General features: G+C 56.1%; 23 protein-coding genes. 3 read left to right on the forward strand and 20 right to left on the reverse strand.

What is annotated here, in order from left to right:
• Positions 1–118: 118 nt before the first annotated feature.
• The 3 genes from BFL40_RS27405 to BFL40_RS27415 are packed head-to-tail and all read right to left on the reverse strand — an operon-like array spanning position 119 to position 2,110.
• The gene (locus BFL40_RS27405) at positions 119–577 is read right to left on the reverse strand and encodes a hypothetical protein (protein WP_071486870.1); all 459 of its coding nucleotides are present in this window, start codon (positions 575–577) and stop codon (positions 119–121) included.
• Entirely contained in the window at positions 570–1,145 is a 576-nt protein-coding gene (locus BFL40_RS27410) for a hypothetical protein (protein WP_071486871.1), read from the reverse strand. Before BFL40_RS27410 ends, BFL40_RS27405 begins: the two co-directional genes overlap by 8 nt.
• Positions 1,142–2,110, reverse strand: coding sequence for a BRO family protein (locus tag BFL40_RS27415; protein ID WP_328587037.1), 969 nt, complete (start codon positions 2,108–2,110; stop codon positions 1,142–1,144). The genes BFL40_RS27410 and BFL40_RS27415 overlap by 4 nt, the downstream gene beginning before the upstream one ends.
• A gap of 265 nt (positions 2,111–2,375) precedes the next feature.
• Here BFL40_RS27415 and BFL40_RS27420 point away from each other — a divergent pair, with 265 nt between their 5' ends.
• Together BFL40_RS27420 and BFL40_RS27425 are read left to right on the forward strand one after the other, a co-directional pair.
• Complete coding sequence (locus tag BFL40_RS27420; RefSeq protein ID WP_071486872.1) at positions 2,376–2,831, forward strand: helix-turn-helix domain-containing protein; 456 nt, start codon at positions 2,376–2,378, stop codon at positions 2,829–2,831.
• 93 nt (positions 2,832–2,924) lie between these two features.
• Positions 2,925–3,473 carry a hypothetical protein gene (locus tag BFL40_RS27425; RefSeq protein ID WP_071486873.1) on the forward strand — a complete coding sequence of 183 codons (549 nt, stop codon included), beginning with the start codon at positions 2,925–2,927 and terminating at the stop codon, positions 3,471–3,473.
• Between the two features lie 32 nt (positions 3,474–3,505).
• Here BFL40_RS27425 and BFL40_RS27430 read toward each other — a convergent pair whose 3' ends face one another.
• The 17 genes from BFL40_RS27430 to BFL40_RS27505 all read right to left on the reverse strand — a co-directional run bounded on the left by BFL40_RS27430 (position 3,506) and on the right by BFL40_RS27505 (position 16,804).
• Positions 3,506–4,375: an AbiTii domain-containing protein gene (locus tag BFL40_RS27430; RefSeq protein WP_083374604.1), complete on the reverse strand. Its 870-nt coding sequence runs from the start codon at positions 4,373–4,375 to the stop codon at positions 3,506–3,508.
• A 265-nt stretch (positions 4,376–4,640) separates the two neighbouring features.
• Positions 4,641–5,018: a hypothetical protein gene (locus tag BFL40_RS33910; protein ID WP_139213545.1), complete on the reverse strand. Its 378-nt coding sequence runs from the start codon at positions 5,016–5,018 to the stop codon at positions 4,641–4,643.
• On the reverse strand, positions 5,005–5,811 hold the full coding sequence (locus BFL40_RS27435) for a hypothetical protein (RefSeq protein WP_071486874.1): 807 nt from the start codon (positions 5,809–5,811) through the stop codon (positions 5,005–5,007). Before BFL40_RS27435 ends, BFL40_RS33910 begins: the two co-directional genes overlap by 14 nt.
• Before the next feature lie 73 nt (positions 5,812–5,884).
• A complete protein-coding gene (locus BFL40_RS27440; protein WP_071486875.1) occupies positions 5,885–6,640 on the reverse strand; it encodes a C40 family peptidase in 756 nt (251 codons plus the stop codon).
• A gap of 2 nt (positions 6,641–6,642) precedes the next feature.
• Complete coding sequence (locus BFL40_RS27445) at positions 6,643–7,395, reverse strand: phage minor tail protein L (protein ID WP_071486876.1); 753 nt, start codon at positions 7,393–7,395, stop codon at positions 6,643–6,645.
• 11 nt (positions 7,396–7,406) lie between these two features.
• The gene (locus tag BFL40_RS27450) at positions 7,407–7,745 is read right to left on the reverse strand and encodes a phage tail protein (protein WP_071486877.1); all 339 of its coding nucleotides are present in this window, start codon (positions 7,743–7,745) and stop codon (positions 7,407–7,409) included.
• On the reverse strand, positions 7,745–11,026 hold the full coding sequence (locus tag BFL40_RS27455; protein WP_071486878.1) for a phage tail tape measure protein: 3,282 nt from the start codon (positions 11,024–11,026) through the stop codon (positions 7,745–7,747). The genes BFL40_RS27450 and BFL40_RS27455 overlap by 1 nt, the downstream gene beginning before the upstream one ends.
• On the reverse strand, positions 11,023–11,277 hold the full coding sequence (locus tag BFL40_RS27460) for a DUF1799 domain-containing protein (protein ID WP_071486879.1): 255 nt from the start codon (positions 11,275–11,277) through the stop codon (positions 11,023–11,025). Before BFL40_RS27460 ends, BFL40_RS27455 begins: the two co-directional genes overlap by 4 nt.
• A gap of 62 nt (positions 11,278–11,339) precedes the next feature.
• Entirely contained in the window at positions 11,340–11,720 is a 381-nt protein-coding gene (locus BFL40_RS27465; RefSeq protein ID WP_071486880.1) for a phage tail assembly chaperone, read from the reverse strand.
• Between the two features lie 3 nt (positions 11,721–11,723).
• A complete protein-coding gene (locus BFL40_RS27470; RefSeq protein ID WP_071486881.1) occupies positions 11,724–12,377 on the reverse strand; it encodes a phage tail protein in 654 nt (217 codons plus the stop codon).
• A gap of 70 nt (positions 12,378–12,447) precedes the next feature.
• Complete coding sequence (locus BFL40_RS27475; protein WP_071486882.1) at positions 12,448–12,864, reverse strand: phage tail terminator-like protein; 417 nt, start codon at positions 12,862–12,864, stop codon at positions 12,448–12,450.
• Entirely contained in the window at positions 12,861–13,517 is a 657-nt protein-coding gene (locus tag BFL40_RS27480) for a hypothetical protein (RefSeq protein WP_071486883.1), read from the reverse strand. Before BFL40_RS27480 ends, BFL40_RS27475 begins: the two co-directional genes overlap by 4 nt.
• Entirely contained in the window at positions 13,514–13,885 is a 372-nt protein-coding gene (locus tag BFL40_RS27485) for a hypothetical protein (RefSeq protein ID WP_071486884.1), read from the reverse strand. Before BFL40_RS27485 ends, BFL40_RS27480 begins: the two co-directional genes overlap by 4 nt.
• Positions 13,886–13,902: 17 nt before the next feature.
• Complete coding sequence (locus tag BFL40_RS27490) at positions 13,903–14,406, reverse strand: DnaT-like ssDNA-binding protein (RefSeq protein WP_071486885.1); 504 nt, start codon at positions 14,404–14,406, stop codon at positions 13,903–13,905.
• Positions 14,407–14,465: 59 nt separating this feature from the next.
• Complete coding sequence (locus tag BFL40_RS27495) at positions 14,466–15,050, reverse strand: hypothetical protein (RefSeq protein WP_071486886.1); 585 nt, start codon at positions 15,048–15,050, stop codon at positions 14,466–14,468.
• Positions 15,051–15,097: 47 nt separating this feature from the next.
• Positions 15,098–16,063 (reverse strand): major capsid protein, encoded by a 966-nt coding sequence (locus BFL40_RS27500; protein WP_071486887.1) that lies wholly within the window; start codon positions 16,061–16,063, stop codon positions 15,098–15,100.
• Between the two features lie 12 nt (positions 16,064–16,075).
• On the reverse strand, positions 16,076–16,804 hold the full coding sequence (locus BFL40_RS27505; protein ID WP_017479625.1) for a hypothetical protein: 729 nt from the start codon (positions 16,802–16,804) through the stop codon (positions 16,076–16,078).
• 123 nt (positions 16,805–16,927) lie between these two features.
• Here BFL40_RS27505 and BFL40_RS27510 point away from each other — a divergent pair, with 123 nt between their 5' ends.
• The gene (locus BFL40_RS27510; protein WP_071486888.1) at positions 16,928–17,443 is read left to right on the forward strand and encodes a hypothetical protein; all 516 of its coding nucleotides are present in this window, start codon (positions 16,928–16,930) and stop codon (positions 17,441–17,443) included.
• The last annotated feature ends 10 nt before the right edge of the window (positions 17,444–17,453 follow it).

Raw genomic sequence — 17,453 nt, forward strand, 5'->3', positions numbered from 1 at the left:
TGTCAGCCCTCACCTAGACATGCCCGACCTAACCAGACCTCGCCCAACCTTGTCTCGCCACGCCACATGATGCATTCGCACCGCAATGCCCTCTCATAGAAAGGATATTACGCTGCTATTAACCAAGAGCCTTTCGAGTCATGCCCTGGAGCGCGGAAAACTTTGCAACAGCGTCAAGGTTTGCCCGTCGCTGATCATCGGTAAGCTCCGTAATCCTCAAATTTCTCAGCTTTTCTCCACTCCCGCGAAACGCCTTCCTGACATTCCGGCCCAACTCAGTTACCGCAACTTCTGTCTGCTCATGAGGCGGCACCCATCGATAACCACGCCCGCGCACTGACTGAAGGCAGACTTGATGATGTTTGAGCAAGTCCGACTTGAATGCCTCGACGTTCGCCAGCCACTCGAACTGACGCTCACGAAACTTCTCAACAGTCAGCGACTTCGAATCGGTCATTGACGGCATGCCGAAACGAGCCTCCAGCCATTCATGTCCGACCAAATCACCGTATTTGAACTCCTTGAGGAAGTCTTCAACGGCTTGCTTATAGCTCGGGTGCTTTGTCAACTCAGACATATTCCACCTCGAAGCGACCGAAGCGCGGTCTGTATTCACAGACCCCAATCAACAGGCCAGAATCAGTGATCGCTTTTTTTGCTTCCTCGATGTTGAGTACGTCAGCGTTGATTGCAACTTCCAGCTCCACGGCCCACTCAAGAAAGATCGGGCGGTATCGCATGATCTTGGCTTGACCAACTTTTACTCCGCGGCAGTCAACGAACCGCTGATCCTCCCAAAGAGAGTCAGGCGTTGTCGGGCCAGAGAACTCAAGCTTCGCCTTGTCAGTCATCACAACCGCTCCGCGCTTCCATTGAGTGCCCAGCTTTTGGAGCTTCGCGCCAGCCAAGAACGTCGCATCGAAATTCGCACCTGGCACAAAAAAGCCAAGCTTTTCATCGTGGTAGGCACCAGCGATAAACTCAGAGCGAGCAATGGCAAGATGATCGTCGTCCGTCTTCTTGCGCTTACCGGTCAATTCCTTGTGAGCCTTTGTTGCTGGATTCAAAGGGTTGGCCAGCTTGTCGCTGTGCATCATCAGCGGTGACGTGCCGGTAATTTTTAGTGTGACAAGTTCCATGCTCATGCTGCGTCCCTCCGGGCAGCCTGGAACAGAAAGCGGTAGCGCAGGTTTTCGGTCGCCAGCGCTACAAACTCGAACATCTCCGCTGTGGAAACTGGCATATCTCGATCAACAAGCATTGACTGCATGAACTGCTGCCGAGTCAGGACGAACGCCCCCATTGGCACCGGCGTGACCTGCCGATTGCCGTGAGGATCTGCGCTGACGAGATAGCGCTCACACTGGCCAAGCTTCTCCGGGATGTCGAATGGCTTGCCGTTCCCCTTCGGAATGAACTCTCCCTCAAGAACGGCGTAGGCCGCGATGAAGTTGCACGCCGACTCGAACTGGCTTGCAGGGATAAGCTCAAGACGCGGCACGTTGAAACGTGTGTGCACTGCCGAATAAATACGAGCGGAAGCACTGCGCTGAATGGAGGCTGGAAGATGTGCCACCTTGTGGCGCGCCAAGCCCTTCAGTGCATTCGTCTCGGTCATGTCGACCAGATCATCCATCAGCGCCTTCATTTTATTGCTGGAATCTTGGTAGCTGCCCTGCTTGCGAATCGCCGGGAGGACTTCAGCGGTGACCCACTTCTTAAAGCGTTTGGCTTCAGCCTTACGGCTGCGCAGGATTGCCGAGTAAAGGCCTGACTCGTTGATGACCAGCATTTCCTGATCGCCGCCAAGGGTCTGCACAATCGACAGACCCTTTTCATCGTCGTCCAAATGCCGAGTCATCGCCGACGCTTCGCTGTACTGAAGCGCAGCAGAAACATCGTTAGCCACGAACCACGGCTGATCATCAATCAGCAGCGTACGCACCTGCTGCTTGCCGAAATTGAACGGGATGACATTCGAAACGGTTGTGCTAATATCGCTCATGACGATTTCTTCCTGGTAGTTGATCTCGTTACCCGAAGCCCTGGCCTGCAAGCCGGGGTTTCTTCGTTTTAGGCTACTGCCTGCTTGCTCGTTTGCTCCCTCCATTTCAGTCCCTCCTCGATTAACAGTCCGAGTTCGGCATTCAAACTGCGTCGATTTTTCTTTGCTTCACCTTCTGCCTGCACTTTCACAGATGCCTCCAAGCTGAGCGGGTATCGCGATTTTTCCGACCTCATAAAACCTCCTTAACAATCACTAGACATCATTACGCATCATTTACGACGTCTAGTCAACATCATTTGCCATCATCTTCTTGCGCTGACAATGTTTCGCGAACATCATGTTTTCCACACCACAGTATGGAATCAGCATGTACCACCCGAAAGGCTTCCCTTCCCGGCTCGTCCGCCTCCGCGCAGACGCGGGAATGACACAGCGCGATCTTGCGAAGGCGAGTGGCTTAAGCGTTCCTCAAATAGGACGGTATGAGATGGGCACCTCGGTTCCTCGCATGACCGCATTAGTCAAGCTCTCTAAAGCACTCGGTTGTGAAGTGGAAAAACTGCAGGATGTTGATGACCAGCCCGAGGTTTTAGAAATGGCGCTAGTCGCTGAGGGCAAGAAAGACCTAGTCCTAGCGTTACCGAAAAGCACCATCGAAAATCTACAAGGCGAAGCAGCGAAGCATGGCGTCACACAGGAAATAATGCTCAACGCAATAATTGATCTTTTTCATGCCGAGGCTCGCGGCGAAAAGACAACCATCGAAGAAGTAATCGCCAACGTAGTCGAAGAGTCCAAAAGCTGGCCACCGATGCCGCAATGAAGACCCGATAATGGTGGTGATCACCATAACTAAATCGAATCACCAAGCCCGGCCCGCCGGGCTAGTTGTGAAGCTACCCAAGCAAAGAAGACTATGAAAAGAGAACTTTTCGCAAAGGACATCGAGAAGAAGACCGCGCAGTTTCATCGCACCTTCGAACGGGACAGTGAACTGCTGTCGGCAGTGCTACGCGGCCACATGATTGTCGAGGAGCAATTGCATGATCTGATAGCCGCTGGGGTAGCCCAATACTCTCGCCCTTATAGCCGAAACGATATTTTTACTTTCGGCACTGCTACGGAGCTCTGCAGGGCAATCGTGGGTTCAGCTATGGAGCCTGAACTATGGGATTCGATTAAGGCGCTAAATAACCTTCGCAACGCGGTAGGACATCGAAACGAACCAGTGCGCTTGCAGCCTCTGCTAGCAAAATTCTTCAAAATCAGCGAGCCGATCGGGTTCGCCGTGTATCAGAAGAATTTCACGCCTTATGAGCCCGAAGGAGAGGATGAGGAGACGCATGCGATTGTCATCCGCACCCGCTCAATGGCCATATGGACAATCCTCGGAATTCTCGCCGACCAATTAGCACGAGACCTAGATTCCGTACTCAAGGATCGGCGAACTCCTCGGAATGTTTAAAGCAAAAAGCCCAGCGCGGGACTGGGCTGGCATCAACTCACCAGCGAATAAATCAATGGAGCGGCGGTCGCTAATACGTTACCGGCAACCCCCTCTAAGACCCTCTGAATACTCAGCGCGGTTTCTCTGATAATTGATGCCTTAGGCCGTGGTGATTCGGCTTGAGCTTCCAGAGTCTTGAGCTCGGCAACCAACTCGGCAGCCACATCGCCATCAATCTCGTTCCGAGCTAGAACATCACGAAGCAGGTTGATTAACGCATTCATTGCTCCCGTGCTGTCACCGGGTGCGATGGACTGATTCGACCCACTCGAGCCAATTTGAATTTGAGATCCAGTAACATCGCCAAAATGGTAGTGCTGTGCAGCCACGATCTGACGCTCCTGCAATGTAAACGACATACCTTCACCCATAACCCCTTTGGACTCAAGGTCTAGTGCCCACTGTAATATTCTGCTACGAACTAGCTCTATTAGGCCAAATATCTGGCTCGCCTGTATTTCCACTGCCGGCCTAGTCGGTGGCCTCATTAATGAGCGTAAGTAAACTTCATTCTTTGGAGGAAAAAAAACGACGAAAGGCCCGCCGCTGCTAGTTAATCGCTCTAATTCCGGGATGGACTGATAGAACGGTCGCTGAGACACCATATTAAGGGTTGCCGCATGCGTGACCTCTAAAGGCATCCACCCCCCAAATTCGTGCTCACAAATGAGAGTGCCACGGAGCTTTCTATACTCCGGCAGTGAAGCGGTTTTGTAGCCATTGAGTTCCGAACTCATCCAATCGGCCAGGTCAACGAGACTAAGCCTATTTGCCGCTACTAGCGCATGCCTTAGCAAGCTGGCAACCGATGTATGAGGATCGAGTGCAGCATTGACCAATTGGGGAATAAGGGCTGGCACATCCACTCCGTGGAAAAAAATTAATACGGTTGAAAGCTATCATTCGGCCATGATCAGCGCCAGCAATCAATAGGAGCTACTCGCGATTTCTCGCTCTTCCATATAAAACTGCCAAAGTCTCTTGCGCTCTAACACAGCATCACATCAATGGTCCTCGCACATCACAGCAAAAATCCGCATGTCGTTCCCTCTTTGGTTTGGCGGGACTGTAGCAGGGTGGCGGATAACAGGAAAACTCTGTTCAAGACCTGATCCAGCAAAGATCTTAAGAGTTCGCAGGATCAGCGATCCTTCGCAAGTCACTTACAAGCCGCTTGCTTGTAGCCAAATGGAACCTCGCCTCGGACGCATTGAGATCTGAGCCGATCTCATAGTCAGCCATTGCACGCAATCGCTTTTGCTTGAGAATGCCGCGCCCAATTGAGGCAAGACCTTTAGTCGCACCGGTAAAGCGCGAAATTAATTTATCGTGACTTGTTTTTACATCTGGATTGCTTTTTAAAGAGAGCGCCGATGCGGCTATTGTAGCCTCATGGTACAGTGCATAATAACTTCTGCTTATGCTCGCACGATTGCCAACCTCATCCTTACTTCCAATAAGTGACTCGGCTAACAACAACAGATCATCACTACACACCGACATAATAACCATCCGCAGCTAACATATTCGAACCGAACTCATAAGGCGCAATCCCAATCGACAATACGTCATCAATTTCCTCATCGAAATCAGCGATTAATGCCTCATCAATTGCCATATCAATCTCGACCAGCCTTTCAGTACTCCCATTCACTACGAAGCGGTAGAGGATTCCCTCGCCCTGCATAGCGAACAGGTCAAATGCAATGAACGGATGCGCAGACATAGACTTGATAATTTTTGCAGCCGTCGCGATCCTGCGCATTACTTGTTCATCCGTCGCGCCAATCTGGTCCATTATTTCGGCCGCACGCAAAACTTGAGTGCTTACTTCGCCACCCTGTTTTCCAGACCGAATGTAAAGATCCCTGGCCATTTTCAGCAAGCCAGTATGAACGCAGGTATCAGCCAGCCCTGACAGCCCCCTGTTATTCGCATCAGAATAGTCAGTACGCAATATCTCTTCCCTGGACATTTCGACCTCGCCACAAATATATAAAGCATGGGCCGTAGAAATTGATACGGCAAGCCCATCAAGTCCCGCACGGCGAGCATCTTCAAACAACCGCAGGGCGTTAGAGGTTTTCATTTGGTAAGCGTAAAGATATGCCTGCTCATGCAAAGCGGCTGGTGCAATACTGAACTCGGCACCGGGATCTGTTATCAGCCGATCAAGCTTATTAAAAAGTCGCCGAACCTCAAACTCGTCAACATAATGATTTTCAGCAATCTTATGCCAGAGCAGGGTTCGCTCCTTGAGTAGTTCGTTTAGCGCCAGCCTTGGCTCGGGCAACATGATTTGATCTCGTATCAAATAATCTAGGATAAGTAGATTGTCGTGACGAGTCGATACTGTTCAGGCATACAACCTAGGCGACGACTTTATGCCTCAGGATCAGGCGCGTTCGGTCATGCCAGGGCCCGCCATAGACGATGATCTCGGACGGCCTGCCGTATAGGTGATGCAGCAGGAACGGCCCAGGGCCGAAAGTGCCTGACTCTTCGTCGGGTAGCGCCGGATCAGTGCCCAGATAGATCCCTGCATGATTAGGATGCGCCGTCCGGCCAACCTGCATAACGATCATGTCACCGCGCTGCGGTCGGTCGACGCGTACAAAGCCGGCGGCCTCGTAGTGCTGCTCGTATAGGCTTGCGTTCTCCGCACTCTCCCACCAGCCATCGGTGCGCTGGAAGGCTTCAAACTCAATCCCCCATTCACGCTGGTACCACTCGGCGCATATCGCCCAACAGTCCCATACCCCATGAACAAATGGTCGTTTGAGTAACGGCGTGCTGCCGGAGGGCATGACCGTGCGCAAGTCCCCTTCAGGCCACGATAATATGTGCCAGGGCAAGGCCGTGGCCTCGCACATGGCCAAGTCGTGCGGTGACGGCCTGCTTGTGGCGTCCGGATGGGAGTGAACAATCCCGATCACCTCGCCTTGGTCTTCCGCAGCAGCGTAATCCTCGGGATCAAGACGGAACTCTTCGTTAGGCTCCGTGGCGATGTTTCGACACGGGACGTACTTCTGCGCCCTACCGACGGCCAGCAGCAGGCCGCAGCACTCGCGCGGGTACTCGGCTGCCGCGTGCGCCTGGATGGCCGCAATGATGTGCTTGCGCATGGTCAGCTCCGGGCAATAAGGGATACGGCGGGGAATCCGCCGAAAGACAGTTCGTTGTTCTCGCCGAAGCGCAACTTGCAGGACGAGAGGCAGCCCTTGCACTGATCCTTGGCGGGATCGTCCGTGGGGTTGTCCTCATCATCGAACATGGCCGCACCGGTGTAGCCGCAATCCGGCCCCCGGTAGCCATTGGTCATTGCCCAGTGGCAAAACGTCGTCATCTGCCTGCCAGGCAGACCGTGGTTGTCGATCTCGCCCGGGGAAGACAACTCCCAGACCACCGCCTCACCGTCCTCGCTGGTTTTCTGGTCGATGTACCAGATCTCAAGCGCCTCCTGGGTCGGGTCAGCAGCCGGGTTGCCCTCGGGGTAGTTGGCCGCGTCCAGGTACTGCGCCAGAGTCTCGCGAACCGTCAGCTTGAACTTCAGCATGTCTTCGAAGGCGAGGCACAACGCCGTGACGCGACCATTGATGTTCCCAGCGGCGAATGTCGGCCGAGAGGCGGTGCCGTCGCTGCTCGAGGAAATACCCTCAATCTGTACCGGCCAGGCCGCGTACTCCTCGCCCTGCCACCAAATCGACTTGGCCGGAAGATCCTCTTCCGAATGCTCGTAGGCCAGCAGTTCCTCCGGCGTGTGCGGGATGGCGTGACCGTGGAAACGCAAGTAATCCGCGCCGTATTCGGTCCCGTCAATTTCGAACAGGCGAATTTCGCCGCCGGGCTCCAGTTTCTGGATGTCCGTGATCAGTGCCATGTGCGGTTATCTCAGGGGTGAAAGGTTTGCTGGAACGTAGCGGTGATGGCATAGACCTGGCCGCCTCGGTGCACAGGTTTGTAGCCGGTGCATTTGTAGAGCCCAAGCACGCCAAGGGGGGGCGTCCAGAGAAATCCTTTTGCACCCTTGTGCCGGTCGAGGAACTTCCTGATCAGCTTGATCTTGGCTTCCATACCGGTGAAGGTCACAGGCCAAGATTCAGATTGATTGTTGACCCCATCCTCTACGGACTGCTCATAACCATCTCCGAACTTCTTGGAGCGAACGCGCTGAGTGATATCACCCTCCGCGCCCTTCTCTGTTGCCCAGGTGAATCGTTCGATTGCCATTAGCGCCCCTTGATTGCATTGCTGATGACGCCGCCCTGGCCCATGTCTTTGTTACGCATCTGCTGGTACTTCTGCTCGACGAACGCGGCCAGTTCCTTACCGAACAGGTCGTAACCAGGAGCGTCTGCCGATGACGACGCATTGCCGTCACCGTCGATATGAACCTCGACATTGATTTGCGTCGTGCCCCCGCCACCAGACATTGCAGCCATCCCAGGCCCTCTGCCAGTAGAGAGCGGCGTCACGCTCCCTCCGTTGGTACCGGTCATCAGGTAAGACTTCCCGCCCTCGTTGTAGAGCTCGGGACCTAGTTCGTTCACCTGGTACAGAGAGCTCGGATCGACTGGACCGCCCGCCGCTCTGTAACCAGAGAAGTCGACACCGGTGTACCCAGCTTGAGTGGAGCCCGCTGACGTTGGAGTCGAGCCACCTCCTGCGAAATAGCTTGTCGCTGCGCCAACCAGGCTGCCCAGTAACGCCGAGCTCGCCTGTCGAGTGGCAATGCGTGCCATATCCGCCAAGATCGACTTGGTGAAGTCAGCAAAGGACGCCTTGCCGGTGACGGCGAAGTTAACGAGCGAATCCTCCATGGAGCCGAAAGCGTTGCCGAACAAACTCTTCGTCTGTCCCGCAATGTTCCTAGCCGAATCCAGATAGTTGTCCCACGCAGCCGTCGCGCCCTTCGTCCAGTCACCTTGGGCATTCTCCACGTCGGCATAGTTCTGCCGGATCTGGTCGGTGGCTGCCTTGTTCGCATCGGCGAGAGCCTGCGACTTACGCTTGAACTCTTCCTCCGACATATTGCGAGACGGGTCAGACTTCTGGTTGGCCAGCTCCAACGCCTGCTGAGCAAACCGGTCTTGCTGACTGTTCAGTTCGCCGCTGAGTGCGTTTTGGCGATCGCCCTGACCAACGCCCAGCACGGCACGTTGCCCGGCCAGCTCCAGAGCTCGCTGTTGCTGACCCAAAGCCTGTACGTAGGTACTGATCGCCCGCTCTTGCTTGGCTAGGCGCCCGGTCTCGTTTGTCGCCAGAACCTCAAGCTGGCTATCGGCATCCTTCTGCGCCTTGACCATCCCTGCGCGCGCGTCAGCGATCTTCTGGTCAAGCTGGATGCTTTGCGCGGCCGTGGTGGTCTTCTTACCCTTGGCAGCCTCCAGCACGGATATCTCTGCCTCGTAGGCTGCCGTTGCTTGGTCCCGTTCGTTACCGATGAGTGCTTGGCGCCGTAGCAGGTAGTCGGCTTCTGACACCAGCCCCGCCTTTTGCGCAGCTTCCAGTTCCTTCTGATAGTTTTTGTAGTCGGCAGAAATAGCCGCCAAGTTGTTCTTGGCATCATTGAAACCTGTGAGGTCAACACTGCCCGTCGCGGCTTTCGGATCCTTGTCCTTCTCATCGATAGCCGATTTCAGCTTGTCGTAGGCGCCTCCTGAGAATTTCTTTCCGTCGAATTCGACACCATTGAGCAATGCCGATTTTTGCCCGGTTTTCTCCGATTCTTGATAAAGCTTCGTGAACTTGTCATTCAGCTTTTTGTAGGCTTCCTGGCGCTTTGCGAGCGGATCCAGGTCCAGCATCTGCTTGTCCAGCTCCTTCTGGACAGCGATCAGTTCCTTGTTCGCGTGCGTTGTTTCACCGGTGGTCGCAGCGAGGCTTTCACTGGCTGACTGGCGCGCCTTGAGCCCGGCAAGCTTCTTCTCCAGCGCAGCAGTGGAATCATCGTTTTCACCCTCGTCCAACCCTAAGAACGAGTTAAGCGAGCTGAGCCCATTCGATACCGCGCCGGCAACACCACCGCCCTTGCGTGTATCGAGCACACGCTGGGTGATCTCGATCTGTTTGGCCAGATCCGGGAAAGCCTCCGAGCGAATGGCGCCATAGGCACCGGTAATTGCGATCTTGATGTTGTCCCAATCGCGCTCAACATCCGACAGAGAAGCGCGATAGGCCTTCAGCCGCTCCTGCGCCGACAAATTCAAGCTTTCACTCAGGACATCAAGCGCTCGCTGGTGATCTCCCTGATCATCAATGCCCTTGATCACCTCGTACTGTTCGTAGGTCAGCAGGCCGTACTGGTCGCTAATCTTGGCCGCCGCCTCCGTTGCGGTATCGCCAGCATTGGCCAGGGACTTGGCGATATCGCCCGCGCCCTTCCCTGTTACCTCGCCAATGGCAGCCGCCGCTTGCGCCAGATTCTGCATCTGGACGCCGCTGGTAGCCGCACCGGAAGCCAGCTCTATAACGGCCTCGCGTGCACCGGATAGATTGCCGGTCAGCACGCCAGCCGATTCGCTCATGGCCTTAAGGCTGGCAACGCTCTGACCTGCGTCGTTCGAGCCACCATTGATTGCGGCGTTGAACGCCCGGGCCTGCTTCATCGCATCGAAGTAGGCATAGGCGAGACCGCCGAGTACTCCGGCGAGAAGACCTGCAGGAAGAAGCAATGCCGCCATGCTTTTGGCAGACGCTCCAGCGCCGGCGCCGAGCTGAGCAATGGCCCTTGCCCCACTGCCAATATCCCCAGAAGACAGGGCGTTGGTCAGTTGCATGACATTTTCTTGTGCCTGGCGGGTGCCTAGCTTCAGCTTGTCGAATGCAGTTTCTGTAGCGGTCAGGCCGGACCTGTCTTTGCCGATTTTTGCCAGCCTGTCTGCGTAAGTTCCGGCGTCGATGCCGCCGGCCTTGTGCAAGTCGTTGAGCGCCTTTTCCTGCGCCTCCAGCTTGGCCAACTTCGCAACCATCGGATCAATGCTATTGACGGTGCGCTTCAGGGCCTCAATCTGGCGGTTCTCGGCATCGATCAGCCGCTGTTTCTGCGCGAGCTCCTTGGCTTCAGCCTTCTCAATTCGGTCAAAAGATTTGCCGAGCCGTTCCTGATAAGCCTCCTGCTGCTCGATGGTGACCAGGCCACCCTTCCGAGCGCGCTCAAGCAATCCTTCCGCCTGAACCAAAGACTCCATGCTGGAGATGTTGCTGGACATCGCCTTGTCGAGCTGGCTGATGATGGCGATTTCGCTGGTAGCGCTTGCGCCTGATTTCCGTCTCGCCTCGGCCTGGCGCTCGCTGGCGCCAGTCGACTTATCAATTCCCTGTGCCGCCTCGGCCTCGGCCTGCGCCACCTTCTTGCCTGTGTCTGCCAGGCCAGTGCTGGCCTTGCCGAGTCCATCCACCGCCTTTTCGGCGCCTTCTGCAGCTGTGACCAGTTTGTCGAGGTCATCAGCGGCCTTGACCGCCGACGACGAATTGACCTCGATGCCCAGGGACGTGAAGTTGGTGCTCATTTACTGTCCCTCTGTTCCGCCATCACCTGCAGGGCTTCGGCTTCCATGATGCGGATATCCGGGAAAACGTCGGTGGCCTGGGTCCGGGTTAAACCGAGGAAGCCCGCGACATCGCGAATTGACGTGTAATCCAAGCCGGTAGCGCCGCACGCGCCTGTACGCCACTGGGTACTCAGCGCTTCGAAGAGTAGGAAGGCCTGCCAGTTGTCAGGCCAGATTTCGCAGTCTTGCCCGGTCAGGTCGCCCACCATGAAGCCGAAGGTCTTCAGTTCTTCAGCCGAAGGCCCTTGCTCGTAGAGGGTGCGTGCGGCGCTTAGGAGTTTCCCAGGCGAGCCTTGCTAAACGCGTCGGAGTAAGCCCCCAGCACCGCGCTTGGCGTGGCGCTGATGGAGCTGACTAAGATGCGAAGATTTTCGTCGGTGAAGTCTTCGTCAACATCCCAGCCGGCGACGATTGCCTTGAGCTGCTCCACCTGAAGATCGATCAGCAAGGTGGTGAACTGCTTCAACCCCACCTCTTCCGACTTCAGACCCAGAGCCTTATGCCGCTCGCCCCAGTCAGCGTACAAATCTGCCAACTCGGTTCGGTCGCGATACTTGAACTCAAACCCCACCTTCACCGGTTCGCCGCCAACTGTCGGGAGCATAACGTCGGCCTTGAAGGTCGGGTTTTGGATAAGCGTGAACTTGGCCATGGGTTACACCACCGACAGGTAGCGGGTTGGCTCGGACTGCAACGCCAAGTTCACGGTGCGGGTCAGTAGGTTGTTGCGAGAGACAGCCGGCTGTTTCGAGAACGAGGTGTAGGCCCCATAGAGCAGCGTGTCGTTGCCTGGGAGGTTGAGCCGCGCTGCCTGCACCTGCTTGCCCGCATCGGCCTTGAGCAGCACCGCATTGAAGGCCTGAGTCGGGTCATCGGCGATGGTCAACACCATGCTGGCGGCGGACTTGTCGGTCGGCATCTGTTTGCCCTGATCGTCCTCAAGGAACACCACGTCCAGATAGTTCTGCTCGCCACCGGAGAAAGCCAGGTCAGTGACCTGCGGAATTTGCACCCAGGTGAGCACCTTTCGCATGGTTCCGGCGCCGTTGCCAGCCGGGAAGATCTGCGTGTCTGTGGTATCGATCGCTTCCAGGGTGATCGCCGTGGCGGTTGCGGATTTCACGCGAACAACCTTGTTATCCAGTTGGCTCCAGCCTGAGCTGAGCAAGACGATATCGCCAGCGTCGAAATCAGCGCCGACGACAGTGGCCACCGCCTCAGATGCGTTGGAGATGGCAGTGAACGGCAGCGCAACCTCATAGGTTGCGGCGTGCTGGAACTTGCCGCCATTGGGAATTTTGAAGCCCATGGGTTTTTCCTCTTTTCAGAAATGACAAAACCCGCTCAATGGCGGGTTCTGGGTTTGCCCAATGGGCGGATTAATTGGTGTCAGCGCGGTACATGAACGAGACGGGCACGGTGAACGTGGTGTCGTCGGGAATGCCTGGGCCGGGATCAACCGGACTCATGTTCACCACGGTCAGCGCTCCCTTTGTATTCCGTTCGTACAACGGGAACAGTGCTGCAATCTGGTCTGCCAGCCCGCCGGCTGCACCGCGATATTTGCCGGAAGGCGTCACGATGCTGATTTGAAACACGCCGGTGTACAGCTTGTGGTCGCCGCCGAGCGTGTTGCTCGCGGTGTCACCCGGCAGCGTGAAGGCCCTCAGGTAAGTCGCCCCGTCAGCGGGCGTGTAGGCCTCGTTCTCGACGACCACCTTTAGCGGTACCGGCAACGCTTTCGCCCAGGCGATCAGCTTGGCCTCGTAGATTGAGGCGATGATGTTGTGGCTCATACCTTGTTGTTCCTGATGGCTTCATCGACGATCTGCTGGAAGCGGGCAATGGTCGTACGAACCATCCCTCCGGGAGGAACCTGCTTGCTATGGCCATATTCCAAAGGAATAGAGTACGGGAGGTTATTCACGATGTACGCCGTCTGCCCAATCGTTAGTGCTTCGACCTGAGCCTTCAGCACCGCAATACTGACGTTACCGGAGCGATCAATCTGATCAAGCACACCATCAGCTGGCGTATCGATGGAAAACTGCCAGTTCCCACGAAACCGCCCGCCGACATACCCCTTGCCAGCCACCAGCCCGTTCACATTGAAGTTCTGGTCACGCTCGGTCTTGGTCAGCGGCTTGGCATACTTCACGCCGCGCTTCAGCTTGCCGGACTTGGTGAAGTTGCTCGGCGTCAACGACTTGATCACGTTGCGCACTTCAACATGCGCGTCGTAGGCATCGGCCGCCTCAGTGTTGGCCTGACGATGCGCGACGTTGGCCGCCCAAATCTCAGTGTTGCCCACCGGTGACATGCGTATAACGCTGCTGCCAATCTCAATCACGATTTCGCGGAAGGTGGCGTCGAGACCTGCCTGAGCCTGCTCGGCGAACTGGCGGATGTTCTCAGCAAAGCTGCCGTTGAGGCCTGAGTATTTGCTCATGACCGCACCTGCAGCTCATACAGGATCGGCGTACCGGCTGGGTTGACCTCTTTCAGCGGGGGAACGATTGACCAGGTACGTCCCTGAGCGACCACCTTGTCGAGCAGGCCGGGAACCCAGGCCAATCCCTGCGCGGCGATCTTCAGCTTCTTGTCGCCCTGCCGGATGAGGCTGTTGTTTTGGAATTCGAGGCCGGTGAAGTCGAGCAGGATGCCTTGGGCGGTTTGCTCGACAGTGGCGCCCGGGGCATCGCCGCCGATATCCGGGTCGTACTCGCCCGGCACAGTCTTGCTGATGGTCACGGGCTGGCCAAATTCTGTGATCATATCCAGAGCCATCACGGCCATTTCATCGTAGAAGGTGGCCATGGTGGTCTCCGTTGCAACTATGCGCGCACTGCGAACAGCCCGCGCTTTTGTAGGTAGTCGGCAAACTGCGTAGCGCTCGGCCGATCCGGAGCCGCTGGCAGCAGTCGGTTGCTGGTGGAAGGGATTGCGGCGTACTGCCGCGTCACCGCCCCTTCAACACGATCCAGCAACACTGCGCCTTTTCGCTTCTCTACCGGGTCGATGTCGTCCTGATGAATCTCAGCGGCCAAGGCCATCTGCCCGTACAGAATGCGCGCCGGGAGGTAGTTGTTCGGCTTGATCTCGTGATCCAGCAGCACTTCCCGCCGCGGCCAGGACAAGCCCTGCTCGCTGCTGGTCTTGCGCCCCTTCCAGGTCATGCCATCCATTGCCAAGGCGGCCCGGCGCAGCAACGCTTCCTGCGCCGGAACACCAGAGGGGATGACCGTGCCGAACTTCACGGCGTACATGGCCAGGTCCTCGGCGCTCGCGTAGCTTTCGGCGTCAGGCTTGCCGGTGCCGTCCTCGATAATGAGTGTCATGCGTCAACTCGCTGGAATGGTTTGAAGATTGGCAGCCTGATCACCAGCAGCCAGCAGTATTACTCCTTGGGCAACTCAGCTACGAGTCTTTCCAGGGACTCTTTCGAGGCGTTGGCACGGTACTGCACCCTCGCTTCATCAAGCTTTGCTTTCAGCGAAGCGATTTCGCCAGCCTCATCAGCCAGCGGCGTAGCGGCAGCTTTCTTCAGTACTTCGATCTCGCCGCGAAGCGCATCTACGGTAGAGAGCAGCCCATCGCGCTCGGTAGACAGTTCACCAACCGAAACATGGATGGTGCCGAGTACATCAAACAGACGGTTTGCCAGCTCACCGACTTCGGGACGATGAATCTCGCCAGCGTTCAGTCCGTCAACCAGGATCTGAATCGATGCATGTTCCGCACGCAAAGCTGTGATGATTTGTTCCAGTTCGGATTGATTGGCAGTGCCAACAATCTGCGCCCGCTTAACCTCCGTCACCAACACGTCGATACCAGCCGTTTCATACGCATCAACCACGCTAGGCCAATTGCCAATCACCAGCACGCTGGTCACACCTGCTTCTGGCTTATCGAAGTGTTCCGGATTGCGGTAGCGCTTCTCGGGGTCAAAGCCGTCAAGCTGATTGCTATAAGTCAGTTCCATGTGTTTCTCCAAGGCGGCCATCGCTGACCGCGCGTTGAGTTTTAGACTTAGCCGCCGGTAACAGGAGGCGTTGCAGTCAGCTTGATCATCACGCCGGCGGTGACCTTGTTGCTGCCCGCGTGCTTGACCCAGTTAGCAGCGGAACCGACCGCAGCCAGGGTTGGGTTGGAACCACCGGTGGTTGCTTTCCAGCTGTAACCCAGCACGTCGATGTTCACGGTGCCTTCAGCCCGGTAACCGATACTCAGGTTTTCTTCGTCGTTCACTTCGTAGGAACGAAACCCTGGGGCCTGCGACTCGGTGATGGTGACCGCGTTCGGCAGCAAGCCGAAGATCACGTCCGCCGGCGCGGTGTCGGTCACCAGTACCGGCTTGCCAAGGGTGCCAGGCAGGCCGCCGTAGATCACAACACCAGCTTCTTCGTAGATCTTGTTGGTGATGGCTTCGTCGACGATGTCGAAGTAGGCGCTGGAGTGCATAACCCACAGTGCGATCCGGCCGAACTTGTCGCCAAACTTGCGCATGCCGCGGGTCAGCGTCTTCTTGCCGTCGGTTTCGATGTTGGCCGAGACCACCATGTCGGCGTTGGAGCCGATGGCGGCGCGCAGACCAGCAGTTGCGTACTGGATGAAACCTTCCAGGGTCGCGTCTGCAACGTCAGCCCCGACGATCTGGGAGAACTCCTCGACCGGACGACCGCGGCGCTTGAACGCCTCTTCGGTGGTCTGGTACGGGCCGTACTTCCATGGAGCCTTAACGCCGACAGCTTCACCAGCGCTGATCTTCTTCGCAGTTACCTTGCCGTCGGAGTTGACGTCGCGGTGCTCCAAGGAGCCGTTCAGCTTGTAGAGAGCGCGCTTGCGGAAGTCGCCTTCGATCAGCTCGTTGTCCAGCACCATTGCGCCGTTGGACGATGCGTTGAACACATCCAGGTTGTCCTGGACACGCTCCAGGTATGCGGTTTGCGCCTCATCGTTATAGATGATCAGGTCGCTGTTAACGGTTGTAGCCATGGGTCAATCCCCTTACTTTGGCAATGCGAGATATGCGGTTTGGCCGTGCTTGCGCTGAAAGTCGCGCTTCTGCTCGGAGGTCATTTCGGAGCGCTTGAATGCAGCCTTGCCGCCACCCCCGCCCGGGGCAAATGTCCCTGAAGCCCTTGGCCACAGATGAGGTGCGCTTTCGCGCAGAGATTCCGCCCATTCGAGCGGAGTCAGAGGGGTCTTGCCGTCTTTACCGAGGATGACCTGGCCGGATTCATCAACGGCGACTGCATCGCCATCTTCGTTAAGAGTGAACACGCCTTTGGCGCGCAGGATGATGTCGTCGGTTGCTTCTGGCAGAGCGCCGGCTTTCAGCGCTGCACCGCGCACCGAGTCGCCCAGGACTTTGCCCTGGAACTTGGCAGCGAAGGACTCAGCTTTCTCGGCGCGTTCGCTGATGGTCTTCAGTTGCTTGTCGTAGTCGCCACGCAGGCGTTCGGTGCGCCTATTGAACACCTCGTCCACCTTGCCCTCGGTCAGCAGCTTGGTTTCTTCGTCCTGCCCGGCACGACTGAGCAGGCCTTTCACTGCATCGATGTCGATGCCTTCGAACTGGGTTTCGAACTGGGTCAGCTTGCCGGAGGTTTCCTTCAGCTTGCCTAGCAGTTCTGAGTTCTTGGTTTTCAAACCCGAAACTGATGCTTCAACAGCAGTCGCGATCGCGGCCTTGATTGCCGGGTTTTCCAGGTCGATTTCGTTTTCTTCTGCCACGTTGATGCACCCCTTGGGTATGTGTCGCCCGCTTTACAGGCATAAAAAAGCCCGCAAATGCGGGTTACGTTGCGTTTCTGGTGCTGAACCCTTTCAATGCCGCTTTTTCACGGGATAACTGAAATGGCATCAGCAGGATCAAAAGACAAAACCGGGACCGACTTGAAGATCGCATTCAAAATTGCGGCCTTTTCTTCTCTAATGACTCTGGCCGGAGTGTTGGCGACGAGCGTCGTCACCTTGGCTAGTAGTGCACAAACAACCAGATCAAGTGAGAAGCTCAGTTGTGTCAGCCGGATCGATAAAAGAGAGGAATACGCCAGGATTAAAAGTGACAACTTCATGGCGGCCCTCGCTTCTCTAACAACTGGCAGCGCCTCACCTGGATTCGCAGAGAAAAAACCTTCTTACGTTGAGGCATTCTCCCGGGCTGGCTATTCGTTGATGCTGTTAACAAAAACAGCGCTAGGCGAAAAATCCGGTGAACTATCCGACTGGCTGACTATTCGGGTTGCGGACTACAAGTCATTTGAAAAGCCGCCGTTCATCAAAGATGAGTACGAGAAACTCGTAACAGAGTGGAAAGACGCTTACTACCAGTACATGGAAGATCTGGATACCCAGAGAAAAGACTGCTGATCGAACTCGG

This window comes from Pseudomonas costantinii (genome assembly GCF_001870435.1).
Taxonomy (GTDB): domain Bacteria; phylum Pseudomonadota; class Gammaproteobacteria; order Pseudomonadales; family Pseudomonadaceae; genus Aquipseudomonas; species Aquipseudomonas costantinii.